Consider the following 15,053-nt stretch of genomic DNA (forward strand, 5'->3'; position numbering starts at 1 on the left):
ACCGACCAATGTCCGAATTACTGAAAAGCGTCGACGGCAGAACCAAGCTCGCGGGCACCAACCGCCTCGAGATCCTGATGTTCACGCTCGGCCAGGACCCCGCGAACGGCCGCCGCGAGATCTTCGGCGTGAACGTGTTCAAGGTGCGCGAAGTGATGCGCACGCCGGTGATCACGCGCGCGCCCGATATGCCGCCCGCCGTCGAAGGCATGGTCAGCCTGCGCGGCAAGCTCGTGCCGGTGATGGACCTCGCCAAGTACGTGGGACTGTCGTGCGGGCAGAAGCCCGAGATCATGATCGTCACCGAGTACAACGGCCAGACCCAGGGCTTCCTCGTGCACGAGGTCGACACGATCCTGCGCGTGGACTGGGCCAGGATGCGCGTGCCCCCGCACATGCTCTCGGGCAAGACGGCGGGGCTCGTCACCGCGGTGACCGAGCTCGAGAACGGCACGCTCGTCATGATGCTCGACGTGGAGCAGCTCCTCGCCGAGTTCAACGACATCGACCAGAGCACCGCGCTGGAGACGATCGACGCGACGGCGGTGCCGCCGAATCGCACGGTGCTCTTCGCCGACGACTCGACGGTCGCGCGCGGCCAGATCGCGCGCACGCTCGAAGCGATGGGCGTTAAGCACGTGGTGACGCAGAACGGCGCGCAGGCGTGGGCCGAGCTCACGCGCATCGCCGACCAGGCGCGCGCCGCCGGCCGCGACGTGCGGGATTACGTCCAGCTCGTGCTGACCGACGTCGAGATGCCCGAGATGGACGGCTACATGCTCGCCAAGCACGTGAAATCCGATCCGCGCTTCAAGGGCGTGCCGGTGATCATGCACTCGTCGCTCTCCGGACAGTCGAACCAGCAGCTCGGCGTGTCGGTCGGCATCGACGAGTACGTGTCCAAATTCGAGCCGGCGAAGCTCGCGGCCGCGATCGCGCGGCTGCTCGCGGCGCCCGCGCACGCGTAACGCCGGAGATTCAGTGGAAAACAGTATCGACAACCGCAGCATGCTCGATTCGGTCGACGCGCGCACGCGCCTGGCCGGCTCGAACACCATGGAGCTCCTGCTCTTCTCGCTGGGCACGAACGAGATCTTCGCCATCAACGTGTTCAAGGTGCGCGAGATCACCCGCACCCCGTCGATCACGCGCGCCCCCAACCTGCCCCAGGCGGTGGAAGGCGTGGTGTCGCTGCGCGGCAGCATCATCCCGGTGATCTCGCTCTCCAAGGTGATCGGCGTGGGCGCACAGGCGTGCAGCAACCAGACCATGATGGTCACCGAGTTCAGCCGGCACGTTCAGGGTTTCCTGATGAGCGGAGTCGACCGCATCGTGCGCGTCGAGTGGAGCAAGGTGCGCTCGCCCGATCCGATGATCGTCGGCGACACCGGCAACATCACCGCGATCACCGAGCTTCCCAACGGGCAGCTCGTCTCCATCCTCGACGTCGAGCAGGTGCTGGCGAAGGTCTACGGCGAGTCCGAAGTGCCCGAGCTCGAGCCCGCCCCGGCGTCGGACGCGTCGATGTTCTTCGTCGACGACTCGGCGGTCGCCCGCAAGGAGATCGTCAAGGTGCTCGACCAGCTCAAGGTCAACCACCAGCACGCGAGCAACGGCCGCGAGGCGTGGGACCGCCTGCAGGCGATGGCGAACCGCGCGCAGGCCGAAGGCGAAGACCTGACGCGGCGTCTCCACCTCATCCTCACGGATGCCGAGATGCCCGAGATGGACGGCTACGTGCTCACGCGCAACATCAAGAGCGACCACCGGTTCAGGGACATCCCGGTCGTCATGCATTCGTCGCTGTCGTCCGAAGCGAACCGTTCCATGGGCAAGAGCGTGGGCGTGGACGCCTACGTCGCGAAATTCGAACCGCGGGTGCTCGCAGACACGCTGCGCCCGCTGATCGGCAACACCGCCGCAGCCGCGGCTCATACTCAAGAGGCATAAGCACAATGAGCGACTCCAACATGCGTTTCCTGGTCGTCGACGATTTCTCCACCATGCGCCGCATCGTGCGCAACCTCCTGAAGGAGCTGGGCTACACCAATGCCGACGAAGCGGAGGACGGCTCGGTCGCGCTGGCCAAGCTCAAGGCCGAGAGATTCGACTTCGTCGTGTCCGACTGGAACATGCCGAACATGACCGGCATCGAGCTGCTGAAGAGCATCCGCGCGGAGCCGTCGCTGAAAGACCTGCCGGTCCTGATGATCACCGCCGAGGCGCGCAAGGAAAACATCATCGAAGCCGCGCAGAACGGCGCCAACGGCTACATCGTCAAGCCTTTCACCGCGGCGACGCTCGACGAGAAGCTCACCAAGATCTTCAAAGCGCTCGAAGCGAAGAAGGCGGCCTGACCATGAATGCAGAAGCGACGCAGACGGGCGACAGCCCGGAGCTCGAGGACTTGTTCGACAGCATCGCCCTCGCGCCGAAAAAAGAAGCCGCGCCCGCCGCGACCGTGACGCCTTTGCGCCCCGCCGCGCCGGCTGACGGCGCGCCGGCCGACAACGCCGACAGCGCGGAGCTCGAAGACCTGTTCGACAGCATCGCCGGCGCCGCGCTGACGCCCGCGCAGGAAGCCGCGTCCGAGATGACGCAGCCCCTCGCGCCCGAGGCGCCGGACGCGGTCACGCAGGCGGACAGGGTCATCAACTCGGTGGGCCAGCTCACGCGCCAGCTCCACGACACGCTCGTCGAGCTCGGCTACGACCGCCACATCCAGGACGTCGCCGCGGCGGCGCTCCCCGACGCCCGCCAGCGCATCGCGTACGTCGTGCAGCTCACCGAGCAGGCCGCGACGCGCTCGCTCAGCGCGGTGGAGATCGCGACGCCGGTGCAGGAAAGCCTCGCCGCCGACGCCGAGTCGCTCGGCGCGAAATGGGACGCGGTGTTCGGCGGCAAGTCCGGCGTCGAGGACTTCAAGGCCCTCGCGGGCGCGACGCGCGAATACCTCAAGAGCGTGCCCGCGAAGACCGCGACGACCCGCGAGCAGCTCACCGAAGTGATGATGGCGCAGGAGTTCCAGGACCTCACCGGCCAGGTGCTCAAGCGCGTGACCGAGCTCGCGAACAACCTCGAGACCCAGCTCCTCAAGCTCCTCGTCGAATACTCGCCCCAGTCGATCAGGAAAGAGGAGGCGCTCTCGATCCTCGAGGGACCGCAGATCAACGGCGGCTCGGCGGAGACGGTGTCGAACCAGGCGCAGGTGGACGAATTACTGGAAAGTCTGGGGTTCTGAGAACGAACCGAAACGTCATTCCCGCGAAGGCGGGAATCCATTTGACGCTGGACGTTTTGAAAATGGATTCCCGATAGCTCCCGCTGCCGCGGTTCGGGAATGACGAGCACAAGGATCACGCATGGATGAGATGCTTCAGGACTTCCTGACCGAAGCGAGCGAGCTTCTGTCGGACGTCGACAACAAGCTGGTGGATCTCGAGAAGCGCCCCGGAGACGGCGGGCTGCTCAACGACATCTTCCGCGGCTTTCACACGATCAAGGGCGGCGCGGGGTTCCTGAACCTCACGGCGATGGTCGATCTCTGCCATCTCACCGAGAACCTGTTCGACAAGCTGCGCCGCAACGAGCTCACGCTCAACGCTTCGATCATGGACGCGATCCTCGAAGCGACCGGCGTGGTGCGCACGATGTTCGACGAGCTCGGCCGCGGCAGTCAGCCGCCGCCGGCGTCGTCGGCGCTGCTCGCCCGCCTGCGCGCGGTGATCTCCGGCGAGACGGTGCCGGCCGCCGCCGCGGCGCCCGCCGCCGCGACCGCCGCGACCACGGTGAAAGCAGCGGTGCAAGCCGCAGTGACCGCGCCCGCGGTCGGGGAGGGCCCCGACTGGCACGCCTTCTACAACTCGATCACCTCGGTGCCGGCGTCTCAACCCGAGCGCAGCGCCGACAAGCCGTTCGGCCGCCGCGCCAGCGACGATCCGGCCGCGCCCGACGAAGTGCCGACCGGCCGCCGCGCCACCGACCGCGTCGCGGTCGCGCAGCGCGAGACGACGATCCGCATCGACACGTCGCGCCTGGACCAGGTGCTCAACCTGTCGGGAGAGCTCGGCCTCGCGAAGAACCGTCTGACCTGCCTGCGCCAGGACCTCCTCGCCGGCCGCACGACGCCCGACGCGCTGCGCGACATCGACGAAGCGGTCAACCAGCTCGACCTCGTGGTCGGCGACCTGCAGCGCGCGGTGATGAAGACTCGCATGCAGCCGATCGGGCGGCTCTTCCAGAAGTATCCGCGCATGGCGCGCGACCTCTCGCGCTCGCTCGGCAAGCAGGTCGAGCTCGAGCTCGAAGGCGAAGACACCGAGCTCGACCGCGCGATGATCGACGATCTCGGCGATCCGTTGATCCATCTGGTGAGGAACGCGGTCGATCACGGCGTCGAGATGCCGGCCGACCGCGTCGCCGCGGGCAAGCCCGCGCTGTCCACGGTGCGCCTCTCCGCGCGCCAGGAAGGCGACCACGTCACGATCGAGATCCGCGACGACGGCCGCGGCATGAACCCCGAGGTGCTCCGCCGCAAGGCGATGGAGAAAGGCCTGATCGACGCCGACGCGGCGAACCGCCTCGACGGCAACCAGAGCCTGCACCTGGTCTTCCTGCCGGGCTTCTCGACCAAGGATGCGGTTTCGAACATCTCCGGCCGCGGCGTCGGCATGGACGTGGTGAAGACCGCGATCGAAAAGCTCAACGGCCGCATCGACATCGAATCCGAGATCGGCGTCGGCACGATCTTCCGCATCCAGCTTCCGCTCACGCTCGCCATCCTGCCGGTGCTCGTGGTCAGGCATGCGGGGCAGCCGTTCGCGGTGCCGCTCGGCATGGTGCACGAGATCATCACGCTCGAATCGCAGTCGATCCAGCGTGTCGGCGGCGCGGCGACCATCGTCGTGCGCGACAACGTGCTCTCGGTGCGTTCGCTGGGATCGCTCCTCGGCTGGCCGTCGAACGTGAAGCCCAAGTACGGCTGCCTCATGCAAACCTCGACGAGCGCGTTCGTGCTCGCCGTCGACGATTACGTCGGCCGCGAGGACGTCGTGATCAAGCCGCTCACCGACATCAAACCCGAAGGGGTCGCCGGCGCGACGCTCGCGGGCGACGGCTCGGTGGTGCTGGTGCTCGACATCGATCCGCTGCTGCGCGCCGCGCCGGTCGAACCGGCAGAGGCTTTCGCTGCGTAGCGCTATGCGCTACGCGCGAAGCCGCCAGTAAACGCCCCGGAGGGAAACCAAGGTTTCCCTCCCGGACCTCCTTTCCTTCGCTATTCCACGAGCGCCCAGCGTACGCTGAACGGGCCCAGCGATTCGGGGCCGGTTTCGCCCTCGCTCCACAACACCTTCGCGTTGCGTAACTCCTGCACGACGATGTCCTGAGTGGACAGATTCGCGTCGAGCACGAGGTCGCCGCCTTCGAACGACCAGCGCACGCGCACCGCGAGCTCGCCGAGGATCTCGTAACGCCCGCAGCGCTCGATCGTCCCGATCAGCGGAACGATCTCTTTCGCCCGCGCCTGCAGGATGCGCCGATACCACGCGAGCCATTGCGCGTGCGGCGCCCGCACGAGCTCGCTCCAGTCGAGCTTCGCGGAGAGAAACGTCGCGTCCGCCTGCGGATCCGGTATCGCTTTTCTTTTCTCCGGGTCCTGGAATTCGGGGAAGGCGGCGAACTCCTCGCGTCGTCCCTTGCGCACCGCTTCGCCGAGATCGCCCGGGAAATCGCAGAAAAAAGGGAACGGCGACGACGCGTTCCACTCCTCGCCCATGAAGAGCAGCGGCGCCTGCGGCAGCAACAGGTAGATCGCGGCGATCGCGCGCAGCCGCTCCTCGCCCGCGAGGCGGCCGATGCGCTCGCCGCACGCGCGGTTGCCGATCTGGTCGTGGTTCTGGATGAACGCGACGAAAGCAGCCGGCGGCAGCGCAGCGCTCGGCTCGCCGCGCGCGCGGCCGCTGTAGCGCATCGTCTCGCCCTGGAACGCGAAGCCTTCGGCCAGCGCGCGGCCGAGCTTCGCCGTGTCGCCGACGTACTCTGCGTAATAGCCGGTGCCTTCGTTCGTCGCCGCGGTGTGCAGCACGTGGTGCGCGTCGTCGTTCCACTGCGCGGTGTACCACACCGGCTTGGAGGCGCGGCGCGAGAGCAGGCGCGCCGAGTTGTGCTCGTTCTCGAGGACGAGATGGACGTGGCGATCCGGAAAGCTCGACCGCACGCGCTCGGCGAGCGCTTCGAGCACGGGCCGGTCGCTGTCGTCGATGATCGCGTGCACCGCGTCGAGCCTCAGGCCGTCGAAGCGGAACTCCTCGAGCCAGTAGAGCGCGTTGTGCACGACGAAGTCGCGCACGACCTCGCTGCCCTCGCCGTCGTAGTTCACCGCCGCCCCCCACGGTGTCTGGTGGCGCTCGGTGAAGAACTCCGGCGCGTAGGCGCCGAGATAATTGCCGTCGGGACCGAAGTGGTTGTAGACGACGTCCAGCAGCATCGACAGCCCGCGCTCGTGCGCCGCGTCGACGAGCGCCTTGAGGTCTTCCGGCCGGCCGTACGCGGAGTCCGGCGCGTAGAGCAGCGCGCCGTCGTAGCCCCAGTTGCGGCGCCCCGGGAAATCAGCGATCGGCATGATCTCGATCGCGGTCACCCCGAGGTCGACGAGGTGGTCGAGCCGTTCCTGGACGCCTCGAAACGTGCCCTGTGGCGTGAACGCGCCCACGTGCAGCTCGTAGATCACGTGCTCGGACCACGGCCGGCCGCGCGACGACGGGACGCGCCAGCGGTATTCGGCGGGGTCGATGACCTGGCTCGCGCCGTGGATGTCGTCGGGCTGGAAGCGCGACGCGGGATCGGGCACGCGCAATCCGTCGGGAAGCACGTAGCGATAGCGGCTGCGCGCGCCCGCGGCGTCGGTCTCGAGCTCGTGCCAGCCGCCGTCCGCCCATTCCATGGGCAGCGGTGTCGCACGGCCCGCAATCTCGACGCTGACCGTCTCGCACGCCGGCGCCCACAAGCGGAAGCGCACCGCGCCGTCCGGCAGAAGCTGCGCGCCGAACGGCATCCGGTGGATGCTCGCCGCGCCTTTGACGTTGGTGGGGGCTTTGTGCCTCATGCCGCCCGTAACGCGAAAAGCGTTCCCGCTAGAAGATCGCGGTGACCGGATCGTCGCCGGCCCGGACGTAGCCGCGGTACATGCCGTCCGTATTGAAAGGCAGAGCGATGCGCCCTCGCCGGTCGATCGCGATGAGTCCGCCCGTGCCGCCGAGCCTGCGCACGTGCGCGAGCGCGTCGCGGGCGGCGGTCGCGAGGCTCGCGCCGCCGTACGCCATGCGCGCCGACACGTCGTGCGCGAGCACCGAGCGGATGAAGAACTCGCCGTCGCCCGTGCCGGAGACCGCGCACGTCGCGTTGTTGGCGTAGGTGCCTGCGCCGATCAGCGGGGAGTCGCCGACGCGGCCGGGAAGCTTGTTCGTCATCCCGCCGGTCGACGTCGCGGCCGCGAGGCTGCCCTCGCGGTCCAGCGCGACTGCGCCGACGGTGCCGTGACGATCGGCGGCGCTCGCCGCGCTGCGGCGGCCTGCGCGTGCGCGCTGCTTGGCGCGCTCGAGCGCGGCGATGCGCGCGCGGGTCGAGAAATAGCTCTGGGCGACGAGCTCGAGCTCGTGCTTCCGCGCGAACGCGTCGGCGCCGGCGGCGGTGAGCAGCACGTGGTCCGAGCTGTCCATGACCACGCGCGCCACGCGCACGGGGTTCTTCGCGGCGCGCACGGCGGACACCGCACCGGCGCGCAGGCTCGCGCCGTCCATCACCGCCGCGTCGAGCTCGTGCTTGCGCGCGGCGTTGAGCACCGCGCCGCGGCCGGCGTTGAAGAGCTCGCAATCCTCGAGCGCAACGACCGCCGCGACCACCGCGTCGACCGCCGAACCGCCGCGCTCCAGCACGTCGCGGCCCGCGGACAGCGCCGCGGCGAGCGCTTCGTGATAGGGCGCATCGCGCGGTGCCGCGAGCTGCACGCGCGACAGCGTGCCCGCGCCGCCGTGGATGGCGAGCACGTAGCGTTGGGCGCGTGACGATCGGGGCGGCATTGGCGGGCAATCCTTACATGGCCGCTGCCAGGATTGCTCCCGCAAATCGGGGACAGACCCCGATTTTTTCGGCATCGGCGCCTTACTGATCGGGGACGGCCCCCGATTTGATTGGGGTCTGTCCCCGATTTCCAGCCATGGCGAGCCCGCTGCCGGCGAGATAGCCGTGACGCAGCGCGTGCGCGACGCAGTCGGCGCCGCTCCTGAACGTCTGCGACGACTCGCGGGGCAGCCCCGACGCATCGCTCGTGCGCCAGCGCCACCGGCCGGTGGAATCCTCGACGAACTCCCACGCCCCTGTCATCGCGCCGCTCCCTAAGTCGAATCCCCTGCCAGTGCAATGGTGATGCCGAGCAAGGAAGGAAATCGGGGTCTGTCCCCGATTTTTCACCCGACGTGTTTGTGGAGGAATTCCAGGGACCGGCCTTTGGCGATCTTCGCGGATTCCGCGTCGTATGACCCGCGCTGGTCGCAGTTGAAGCCGTGGCCGGCCGGATAGAAGTAATGCTGCCGGTCCTTGTGGACCGATGCCACTTCCCTCGCTTTTTCGAGCGGGATCGAGTGATCGGTCTCGCCCCAGTGGAAGAGCACCGGGCAGCGCGGCTTTTCGTTGATCATCGAGGGGATGGCGCCGCCGTAATAGGCGACCGCGCAGGCCAGCCCGTCGAGGTTGCACGCCGCCTTGAACGACATCGCCCCGCCCCAGCAGTAGCCGAGGATGCCGACCTTGCCCGCCGATTCGACCTGCTTGCGCGCGGCCTCGGCGTCCTTGAGGGCGTCGTTGAAGCTCATCTTCTGCATCAGCGCCCGCGCCTGCTCGATCTCGGGCGGGGAGTAGCCGACGTCCAGGCCGCGCTGGACCCGGTCGAAAAAGGCCGGGGCGATCGCGAGATAGCCTTCCGCGGCGTATTCGTCCGTGACTTTTTTGATGTGGCTGTTGACCCCGAAAATCTCCATCACGACGACCAGCGCTCCACGGGCCTTGCCTTGGGGCTCGGCGACGTAAGCCGAAAATTTGTGGCCGTCGGCGGCGGTGAGCTCGATGTTCCTGCCCATTTCTTCTCCTTGCTGAAAATTCTTTGCCGGCGCCTATTGTCCGTCAATTCGGCATCAAGTTTCGCCCCCGGCGGCCGCTAATAAAGTCCGATAGGTAGACGACGGTCGTTTGATTTCCGACTAGATCCCAATGGTCAAGCAGCGCATAGCGGCCCAGGACCTGCGCCTGGGCATGTACGTGGTAGAGCTCGACCGTCCCTGGCTGGGGACGAGCTTCGCTTTTCAGGGTTTTCAGGTGAATTCCCCCGAAGAGATCGAGTCGCTGCGCTCGTATTGCACCAACGTCTACGTCGATCCGGAACGCGACCGGAACAGCGGACGGGAGCCGCGCTCGGCGCCGCTGCGCGGCACCGCGGTGTACGACAACCAGCAGCCGCTCGAAAAGGAATTCGCGGCCGCACGCGACATCTACGCGCGCTGCCAGGATACGCTGCACGAGCTGATACGGCATTTGCGCAGCGACGGCGACATCGACGCGACCCTGCTGTCGGAGGCCGTGCGCAGCATGTCCGACAGCATCGCGCGCAACCCCGACGCGCTGCTGCTGCTGAACCGTCTGGTGGCCAAGGACAGCCACGAGATCGTGCGCGCGATGGACACCTCGATCCTCATGGTGACCTTCGGGCGCTTTCTCCAGTACCCCAAGGAACGCCTCGAGGCGCTCGGCCTCGCGGGCATGCTGCTCGACATCGGCAAAGTGCGCATGGAGCCGCTCGATTACGTGCAGCGGCCGCTCTACGTGCGCGAGCCGGACGAGCGCATACGCGCGCACGTGCAGGCGTCCGTCGACCTCATCGCCGCCGCGTCCGGGCTGCCCCAGGGCGTCGCGCAGATCGTGGCGCAGCACCACGAGCGCCAGGACGGCGAAGGCTATCCGTCGGGCTTGAAAGCCGAGGAAATCTCGGTCGACGGCGCGATCGCCGCGCTCGTCGATTCCTACGTCGAGCTCACGTGCGGCGGACCGAACAGAGACCAGGCGACGCCGTCGAACGCGCTGTCGATGCTGCACAAGCTGCGCGGCACGCTGTTCCACGAAGCGCTGGTCGAGCAGTTCATCCAGTGCATCGGCATCTATCCGGTCGGCAGCGCTGTCGAGCTCTCCTCCGGCGAGATCGGGCTGGTCATCGCGCAGAACCTGGTGCGCCGGCTGCAGCCGCGCGTCATGGTCGTGCTGGACAGCGACCGCGCGCTGCTCAAGCCGCACCGCATCCTCGACCTCATCAGGGATCCGCTCACGGCGGACGGCGATCCGTACCGGATCCGGCGCACGCTCCCGAAGGACACGCTGCCGATCGACGTGAAGGAATTCTTCATATAGCGTAGCGCCGGCAGGCGCCTAAGCGCGCCTTTGCACGGGGAGGTGCGCGCACCGACCCGCGGTGTCGATCTATATGCCCAGCTCGGCGCGGATCCGGGCGACGGCGGCCGACAGCTCCGCCACCTCCGCTTCCAGCCTCGCGACGTTCGCTTTCAGCGCCGCGACCTCGCCCAACGACGCATCCGCGGGCGCGGGCGGCGCCGCCGCTGCTGAAACATCCACGCTCGGCGCTCCGCTCAGAAGATGCGCCCATCGCGCCTCGCGCGTGCCGGGCGCTCGCGCAAGCTCCACCACCAGCGCGCCGGCCGCTCTCGCCGCGAGCTCGTTCAGAAAAGCTTCCACCGACGAGATGTCGACGAAGCGGTAGAGGCGCTCGGTCGCGATCCGCAGCTCGCCCGGCGTCTGCGGGCCGCGCAGCACGAGCACGGCGAGCAGCGCCGCGGATTGCGGCGGCACCTGCAGCACCCGCTCGAGATTGTGCGCGTAACGCGCGACGCGTCCGCCGCTCGATTCGATCACCAGGCTCATGCCCTTCAGGCTGTCGATCGCCGCCTGCACCTCCGATTCCGAGGCGTCGATCACCGGATTGCGGCTCGACTTCTGGTTGCAGCCCGCGACCAGCGCGTTGAGCGTGAGCGGATAGGTATCCGGAACGGTGTGCTGCTTTTCGTAGAGCACGCCGAGCACGCGGGTCTCGATGAGCGACAGCGCAGGAAGTGTATGGGCCATGATCGCGCGATTGAAACACGAAGGCGCTTCGAGCCACAATGCGGTGCCCTCACGATCACACGGACATGTCTCTCGCCGCAACGCTCGAGGCCCGCGCAAGGCAGCTCAAAGCCGAAGTGACCGCGCTCTACTTCGCGGCGCGCCATCCGCGCACGCCGTGGTACGCCAAGGCGTTCATCGCGGCGATCGTGGCCTACGCGCTCTCGCCCATCGACCTCATCCCCGATTTCATCCCGGTGCTCGGCTTCGTCGACGAGATCGTGCTGCTGCCGTTCGCCATCGTGCTCGCGATCAAGCTCGTGCCCGCGGACGTGATGGCGGAATGCCGCGCGCGCGCGAACGAGACCGGGCGCGTGAAGAGCCTCGCCGGCCGCATCGGCGCGGTGTTGATCGTCGTGCTGTGGATCGCCGCGATCTGGTGGGCCGGATCGTGGGCGTATGGAAAGCTCTACGGCTAACGCGGTCCGAGCCCGCGGTGCGCGCGCTCGGCGATCCAGGCGAGCCGGATGTCGACGCACTCCTGCGCGCGCACGCCGGTGACGACCGGGACGGAGCGTCCGATCATCGCGAAGAACGTCTCCACGGAATAACTGCCAAGGTCCGTGCGCCCGATCGCCGCGTGGCGCGCGCCCAGCACGAGGCCGCCAACCTGCGCTTCGAGAATCGCGTAGCAGCACATCGGGCACGGCTCGAGCGTCGTGTAGAGCGTGAGGTCGGACAGGTCAAGGGTTTTCCGCCTCGCGCACGCGTCGCGAATAACCATCATCTCGCCGTGCGAGGTGGGATCGGAGTCGGTGTAGACGCGGTTGGTCCCGCGCGAGACGATCTCGCCGCCGGAAGACACGAGCAGCGAGCCCAGCGGGCGGTTGCCCGCGGCGGCGGCTTCGCGCGCGAGATCGAGCGCGAGCAGCATGTAACGGTCGTGGTCGAGAGGCATAATCAGTCGATCTTTGCGCCGGATTCCTTCACCACTCTAGCAAACTTCGCGATTTCGGCCTTGAGATAGGCGCCGAGCTCGCCTGGGCCCGCGGGCGTCATCTCGGCGCCCTGCTTCGCGAAGCTCTGCACGACGTCGGCCTGCCTGAGCACGTCGAGCACGTTCGACGACAGCTTCGCGATGACGTCGCGCGGCACGCCCGCCGGCGCCACGAGCGCGTTCCAGATGACGATCTCCGCACCGGGGTAACCGCTGTCGGCGAGCGTCGGCAGCTCCGGCGCGGCACTCACACGCTTGCCGGCAGTGACCGCGAGCCCGCGCAACTTCGCGCTGCGCACGTTGCCGAGCACCGCCGGTACCGCCTGCACGCTCATCTTCGCTTCGCCGCCGAGCACCGCGACGATCGCGGGCGCGCTGCCGTTGTAAGGCACGTGCACCACGTCGATGGCCGCCGCGCGCTTCAGCATCTCCGCCGCGAGGTGGGTCGTCGCGCCGTTGCCCGACGACGCGTAGTTGAGCTCGCCGGGCTTTTGCTTCGCCAGTGCCACGAATTCCTTCAGCGTCTTCGCCGGAACCGCCGGATGCACCACCACCATGAGCGGCGTCGATGCAATCCGCGCGATCGGCACGAAATCGCGCGTCGTGTCGTAGGACAGCTTCGAATAGAGATGCGGATTCACCGCGAGCTCGGTCGACGAGCCCATCAGCAGCGAATATCCGTCGGCCTGCGCTTTCGCGGCGAGCTCGGTGCCTATCGTGCCGCCCGCGCCGGGCCGGTTCTCGACGACGATCTGCTGCCCCCAGCGCTCGGCGAGCTTCTGCCCGATGATGCGCGCGGCGGTATCCGACGCGCCGCCAGGCGAGAACGGCACCATGATCCGCACGGGGCGCGCGGGATATGTCGCGGGCTGCGCATGCGCTTCGAGCGCTGAAGCCATGCACAGAACAGTGAAAACCGCTCGAGCATCGTATCGCGTGAATACCCGCATATCGGATCTTCCTCTGCGCGCCTCTGCGTCCTCTGCGGTAAATAACGCCTTTTACTCCACTACGATCTTCCTCGAGCTCGCGACATTTTTCCACTGCGCGAGCTCCTGCTTCACGCGCGCCGCGAAAGCCGCGGGCGTGACCGACACCGGCAGCATGCCGTCGGGCTCGAGCAGCATGCGCAGCTCCGGTGAAGCCGAGATCTCGTTCAGCGCGCGATTGAGACGCTCCACGATCGCCGCCGGCGTTCCTGCCGGCGCGAACACGCCCACCCACGTTTCGCTCGCGAAGCCCGGCACGGTGTTGACGAGCGGCTGCACGTCGGGAAACGACGGATGGGGCTTGGGCGAGCTCACGCCGATCAACCTCACCTTGCCCGACTTGAGAAACGGCGCGAGCGTCGCCTGGCTCGACATCATCACCTGGATCTGTCCGCCCGCGAGATCGATCGCCGCGTTCGCCGCGCCTTTGTAAGGCACGTGGCGCATCTGCACGTTCGCGCCGGACAGCATGAGCTCGGTCGCCATGTGGCCGATCGAGCCGACGCCCGCCGAGCCGTAAGTGATCTCGCCGGGTCTCGCGCGCGCCGCGGCGATGAGCTCGGCAGCGGTCCTGAACGGCGCCGATGACGAGACCGCGAGCAGCGAAGGGTTCTGGCCGACGATCGCCACCGGCGCAAAGGCGCTCACCGCGTCGTAAGGCAGCTTGGCGTTCGTCGCCGCGACCGTGAGGAACGTCGACGACGTGAGCAGCAGCAGCGAGCCGTCGCGCGGCGCTTTCGCGACGGCGTCGGCGCCGATCGCCCCCGCCGCGCCGGGCCGGTTCTCGACGATCACCTGCGTGTCGAGGCGCTTCGCCAGCGGCGGCGCGACGGTGCGCGCGATCGCATCGTTGCTGGCGCCCGCCGAGAACGGCACCACGAGGCGCACGAGCTTCGGCATCGATTCCTGGGACGCAGCCCCGCCGCTCGTGAGGGCGAGCGCACACAACAGAAGGACCTTTCCCATACGCGGGCTCCGGAAGCGTTTGACCGATTCTATTTCAATCGATAACATCACGAAACTTTTTTTTCACGCCTTCCGATGCCGCCCGCAGCCACCCTGCTCCGCCGCCTGGAAGAGAGCGCCGAAGCGTTCTCCACCAACCAGCGCGTGCTCGCGCGCTTCGTCGCGGCGAACTACCAGGCGGTGGCTTTCGCGACGATCTCCGAGCTCGCGGAGCAGTCGGGCGTGAGCGAAGCGACCATCGTGCGCTTCGCCAAGGCGCTCGATTTCAGCGGCTATCCGGCGTTGCAGAAGGAAATCCGGCGGCTCGTGCGCGCGGAGCTGCCGGGTGCCGAGCGCCTGAAGCTGGGCGCTCGAGCCAAGCCCGCCGCGGCGACTCCGCTCGACCTGGTCATCGACAACGAACGCGAGAACATCGCTTCGCTTCATGAGTCATTTGACGCCAAATCGTTCGGACGCGCGCGGGAGATGCTGCGCGGCGCGTCCGAGGTGCTCGTCGCGGGAACGCGCAGCACCGCCGCCCTCGCCTGCCATCTCGCGTTCGCGCTGAACAAGCTCGCGATCGCGACGACGCGCGCGCTGTCGATCTCTTCGGAAACGTACGACCTGGTGAGCCGCCTGGAGAAGCGCGCGTTGGTGGTCGTCATCGGCTTCCCGCGCTACCTGCGGGAGACGGTGGACCTGCTCGAGTTCGCCAGGGGCCGCGGCCTCTCCACGCTGACGATCACCGACAGCGCGTTCTCGCCGCTCAAGGGCGAGGTGAGCCTCTACGCGCCGGCGGAGTCGGCTTCGTTCGTCGCGTTCCACTGCGCGCCGCTCATCCTCGTCAATGCGCTCGTGCACGAGCTTTCGGTCGCCGACGGCGAGCGCACGCTCGAAGCGCTCGACCGCTTCGAGGAAGTCGCCGAAGACCGGCGCTATTTCGTGAAGACCTGAACCGAACG

Annotated in this window: 16 protein-coding genes; 8 read left to right on the top strand and 8 right to left on the bottom strand. The window is 67.8% G+C overall.

The window, feature by feature from the left end; translation table 11 throughout:
* The first annotated feature begins 8 nt into the window (after window positions 1–8).
* From VHP37_21900 to VHP37_21920, 5 genes are all read left to right on the top strand, one after another.
* The gene (locus VHP37_21900) at window positions 9–968 is read left to right on the top strand and encodes a chemotaxis protein (GenBank protein HEX2829018.1); all 960 of its coding nucleotides are present in this window, start codon (window positions 9–11) and stop codon (window positions 966–968) included.
* A 13-nt stretch (window positions 969–981) separates the two neighbouring features.
* Entirely contained in the window at window positions 982–1,950 is a 969-nt protein-coding gene (locus VHP37_21905; protein ID HEX2829019.1) for a chemotaxis protein, read from the top strand.
* Between the two features lie 5 nt (window positions 1,951–1,955).
* Window positions 1,956–2,357: a chemotaxis response regulator CheY gene (gene cheY / locus VHP37_21910; GenBank protein HEX2829020.1), complete on the top strand. Its 402-nt coding sequence runs from the start codon at window positions 1,956–1,958 to the stop codon at window positions 2,355–2,357.
* Between the two features lie 2 nt (window positions 2,358–2,359).
* The gene (gene cheZ / locus VHP37_21915) at window positions 2,360–3,241 is read left to right on the top strand and encodes a protein phosphatase CheZ (protein HEX2829021.1); all 882 of its coding nucleotides are present in this window, start codon (window positions 2,360–2,362) and stop codon (window positions 3,239–3,241) included.
* Window positions 3,242–3,362: 121 nt separating this feature from the next.
* Window positions 3,363–5,195: a chemotaxis protein CheA gene (locus VHP37_21920; GenBank protein HEX2829022.1), complete on the top strand. Its 1,833-nt coding sequence runs from the start codon at window positions 3,363–3,365 to the stop codon at window positions 5,193–5,195.
* Between the two features lie 80 nt (window positions 5,196–5,275).
* Here VHP37_21920 and treZ read toward each other — a convergent pair whose 3' ends face one another.
* The 4 genes from treZ to VHP37_21940 all read right to left on the bottom strand — a co-directional run bounded on the left by treZ (window position 5,276) and on the right by VHP37_21940 (window position 9,134).
* Window positions 5,276–7,105, bottom strand: coding sequence for a malto-oligosyltrehalose trehalohydrolase (treZ, locus tag VHP37_21925; GenBank protein HEX2829023.1), 1,830 nt, complete (start codon window positions 7,103–7,105; stop codon window positions 5,276–5,278).
* Between the two features lie 28 nt (window positions 7,106–7,133).
* Window positions 7,134–8,078 (bottom strand): isoaspartyl peptidase/L-asparaginase, encoded by a 945-nt coding sequence (locus VHP37_21930; protein HEX2829024.1) that lies wholly within the window; start codon window positions 8,076–8,078, stop codon window positions 7,134–7,136.
* Between the two features lie 82 nt (window positions 8,079–8,160).
* Window positions 8,161–8,382 (bottom strand): hypothetical protein, encoded by a 222-nt coding sequence (locus VHP37_21935; GenBank protein ID HEX2829025.1) that lies wholly within the window; start codon window positions 8,380–8,382, stop codon window positions 8,161–8,163.
* An 83-nt stretch (window positions 8,383–8,465) separates the two neighbouring features.
* Window positions 8,466–9,134, bottom strand: a complete 669-nt coding sequence (locus VHP37_21940) for a dienelactone hydrolase family protein (GenBank protein HEX2829026.1) — start codon at window positions 9,132–9,134, stop codon at window positions 8,466–8,468.
* A 130-nt stretch (window positions 9,135–9,264) separates the two neighbouring features.
* Between VHP37_21940 and VHP37_21945 the strand changes: the two genes are divergently transcribed.
* Entirely contained in the window at window positions 9,265–10,452 is a 1,188-nt protein-coding gene (locus tag VHP37_21945) for an HD domain-containing phosphohydrolase (protein ID HEX2829027.1), read from the top strand.
* Window positions 10,453–10,521: 69 nt separating this feature from the next.
* Here the strand turns inward: VHP37_21945 and VHP37_21950 are convergent, their stop codons facing one another.
* Window positions 10,522–11,181, bottom strand: a complete 660-nt coding sequence (locus VHP37_21950) for a YceH family protein (protein ID HEX2829028.1) — start codon at window positions 11,179–11,181, stop codon at window positions 10,522–10,524.
* 65 nt (window positions 11,182–11,246) lie between these two features.
* On the opposite strand from VHP37_21950, the gene VHP37_21955 reads away from it, so the two are divergent.
* The gene (locus VHP37_21955; GenBank protein HEX2829029.1) at window positions 11,247–11,639 is read left to right on the top strand and encodes a YkvA family protein; all 393 of its coding nucleotides are present in this window, start codon (window positions 11,247–11,249) and stop codon (window positions 11,637–11,639) included.
* Here VHP37_21955 and VHP37_21960 read toward each other — a convergent pair.
* The 3 genes from VHP37_21960 to VHP37_21970 form a co-directional block, all read right to left on the bottom strand.
* Entirely contained in the window at window positions 11,636–12,118 is a 483-nt protein-coding gene (locus VHP37_21960; protein ID HEX2829030.1) for a nucleoside deaminase, read from the bottom strand. The genes VHP37_21955 and VHP37_21960 overlap by 4 nt on opposite strands.
* Window positions 12,119–12,120: 2 nt before the next feature.
* Window positions 12,121–13,056, bottom strand: coding sequence for a tripartite tricarboxylate transporter substrate binding protein (locus VHP37_21965; GenBank protein ID HEX2829031.1), 936 nt, complete (start codon window positions 13,054–13,056; stop codon window positions 12,121–12,123).
* A 102-nt stretch (window positions 13,057–13,158) separates the two neighbouring features.
* Entirely contained in the window at window positions 13,159–14,112 is a 954-nt protein-coding gene (locus VHP37_21970; protein ID HEX2829032.1) for a tripartite tricarboxylate transporter substrate-binding protein, read from the bottom strand.
* A gap of 75 nt (window positions 14,113–14,187) precedes the next feature.
* Between VHP37_21970 and VHP37_21975 the strand changes: the two genes are divergently transcribed.
* Entirely contained in the window at window positions 14,188–15,045 is an 858-nt protein-coding gene (locus VHP37_21975; protein HEX2829033.1) for a MurR/RpiR family transcriptional regulator, read from the top strand.
* Window positions 15,046–15,053 lie beyond the last annotated feature (8 nt).

This window comes from Burkholderiales bacterium, assembly GCA_036262035.1.
Lineage (GTDB): Bacteria > Pseudomonadota > Gammaproteobacteria > Burkholderiales > SG8-41 > JAQGMV01.

Excerpts from the sequence above, each read along its gene's own strand:
- cheZ (HEX2829021.1), top strand. The coding sequence starts at position 2,360 with ATGAATGCAGAAGCGACGCAGACGGGCGACAGCCCGGAGCTCGAGGAC.
- VHP37_21945 (HEX2829027.1), top strand. The coding sequence starts at position 9,265 with ATGGTCAAGCAGCGCATAGCGGCCCAGGACCTGCGCCTGGGCATGTAC.
- VHP37_21940 (HEX2829026.1), bottom strand. The coding sequence starts at position 9,134 with ATGGGCAGGAACATCGAGCTCACCGCCGCCGACGGCCACAAATTTTCG.
- VHP37_21955 (HEX2829029.1), top strand. The coding sequence starts at position 11,247 with ATGTCTCTCGCCGCAACGCTCGAGGCCCGCGCAAGGCAGCTCAAAGCC.
- VHP37_21965 (HEX2829031.1), bottom strand. The coding sequence starts at position 13,056 with ATGGCTTCAGCGCTCGAAGCGCATGCGCAGCCCGCGACATATCCCGCG.
- VHP37_21970 (HEX2829032.1), bottom strand. The coding sequence starts at position 14,112 with ATGGGAAAGGTCCTTCTGTTGTGTGCGCTCGCCCTCACGAGCGGCGGG.
- VHP37_21920 (HEX2829022.1), top strand. The coding sequence starts at position 3,363 with ATGGATGAGATGCTTCAGGACTTCCTGACCGAAGCGAGCGAGCTTCTG.
- treZ (HEX2829023.1), bottom strand. The coding sequence starts at position 7,105 with ATGAGGCACAAAGCCCCCACCAACGTCAAAGGCGCGGCGAGCATCCAC.
- VHP37_21930 (HEX2829024.1), bottom strand. The coding sequence starts at position 8,078 with ATGCCGCCCCGATCGTCACGCGCCCAACGCTACGTGCTCGCCATCCAC.
- VHP37_21975 (HEX2829033.1), top strand. The coding sequence starts at position 14,188 with ATGCCGCCCGCAGCCACCCTGCTCCGCCGCCTGGAAGAGAGCGCCGAA.
- cheY (HEX2829020.1), top strand. The coding sequence starts at position 1,956 with ATGAGCGACTCCAACATGCGTTTCCTGGTCGTCGACGATTTCTCCACC.
- VHP37_21950 (HEX2829028.1), bottom strand. The coding sequence starts at position 11,181 with ATGGCCCATACACTTCCTGCGCTGTCGCTCATCGAGACCCGCGTGCTC.
- VHP37_21900 (HEX2829018.1), top strand. The coding sequence starts at position 9 with ATGTCCGAATTACTGAAAAGCGTCGACGGCAGAACCAAGCTCGCGGGC.
- VHP37_21960 (HEX2829030.1), bottom strand. The coding sequence starts at position 12,118 with ATGCCTCTCGACCACGACCGTTACATGCTGCTCGCGCTCGATCTCGCG.
- VHP37_21935 (HEX2829025.1), bottom strand. The coding sequence starts at position 8,382 with ATGACAGGGGCGTGGGAGTTCGTCGAGGATTCCACCGGCCGGTGGCGC.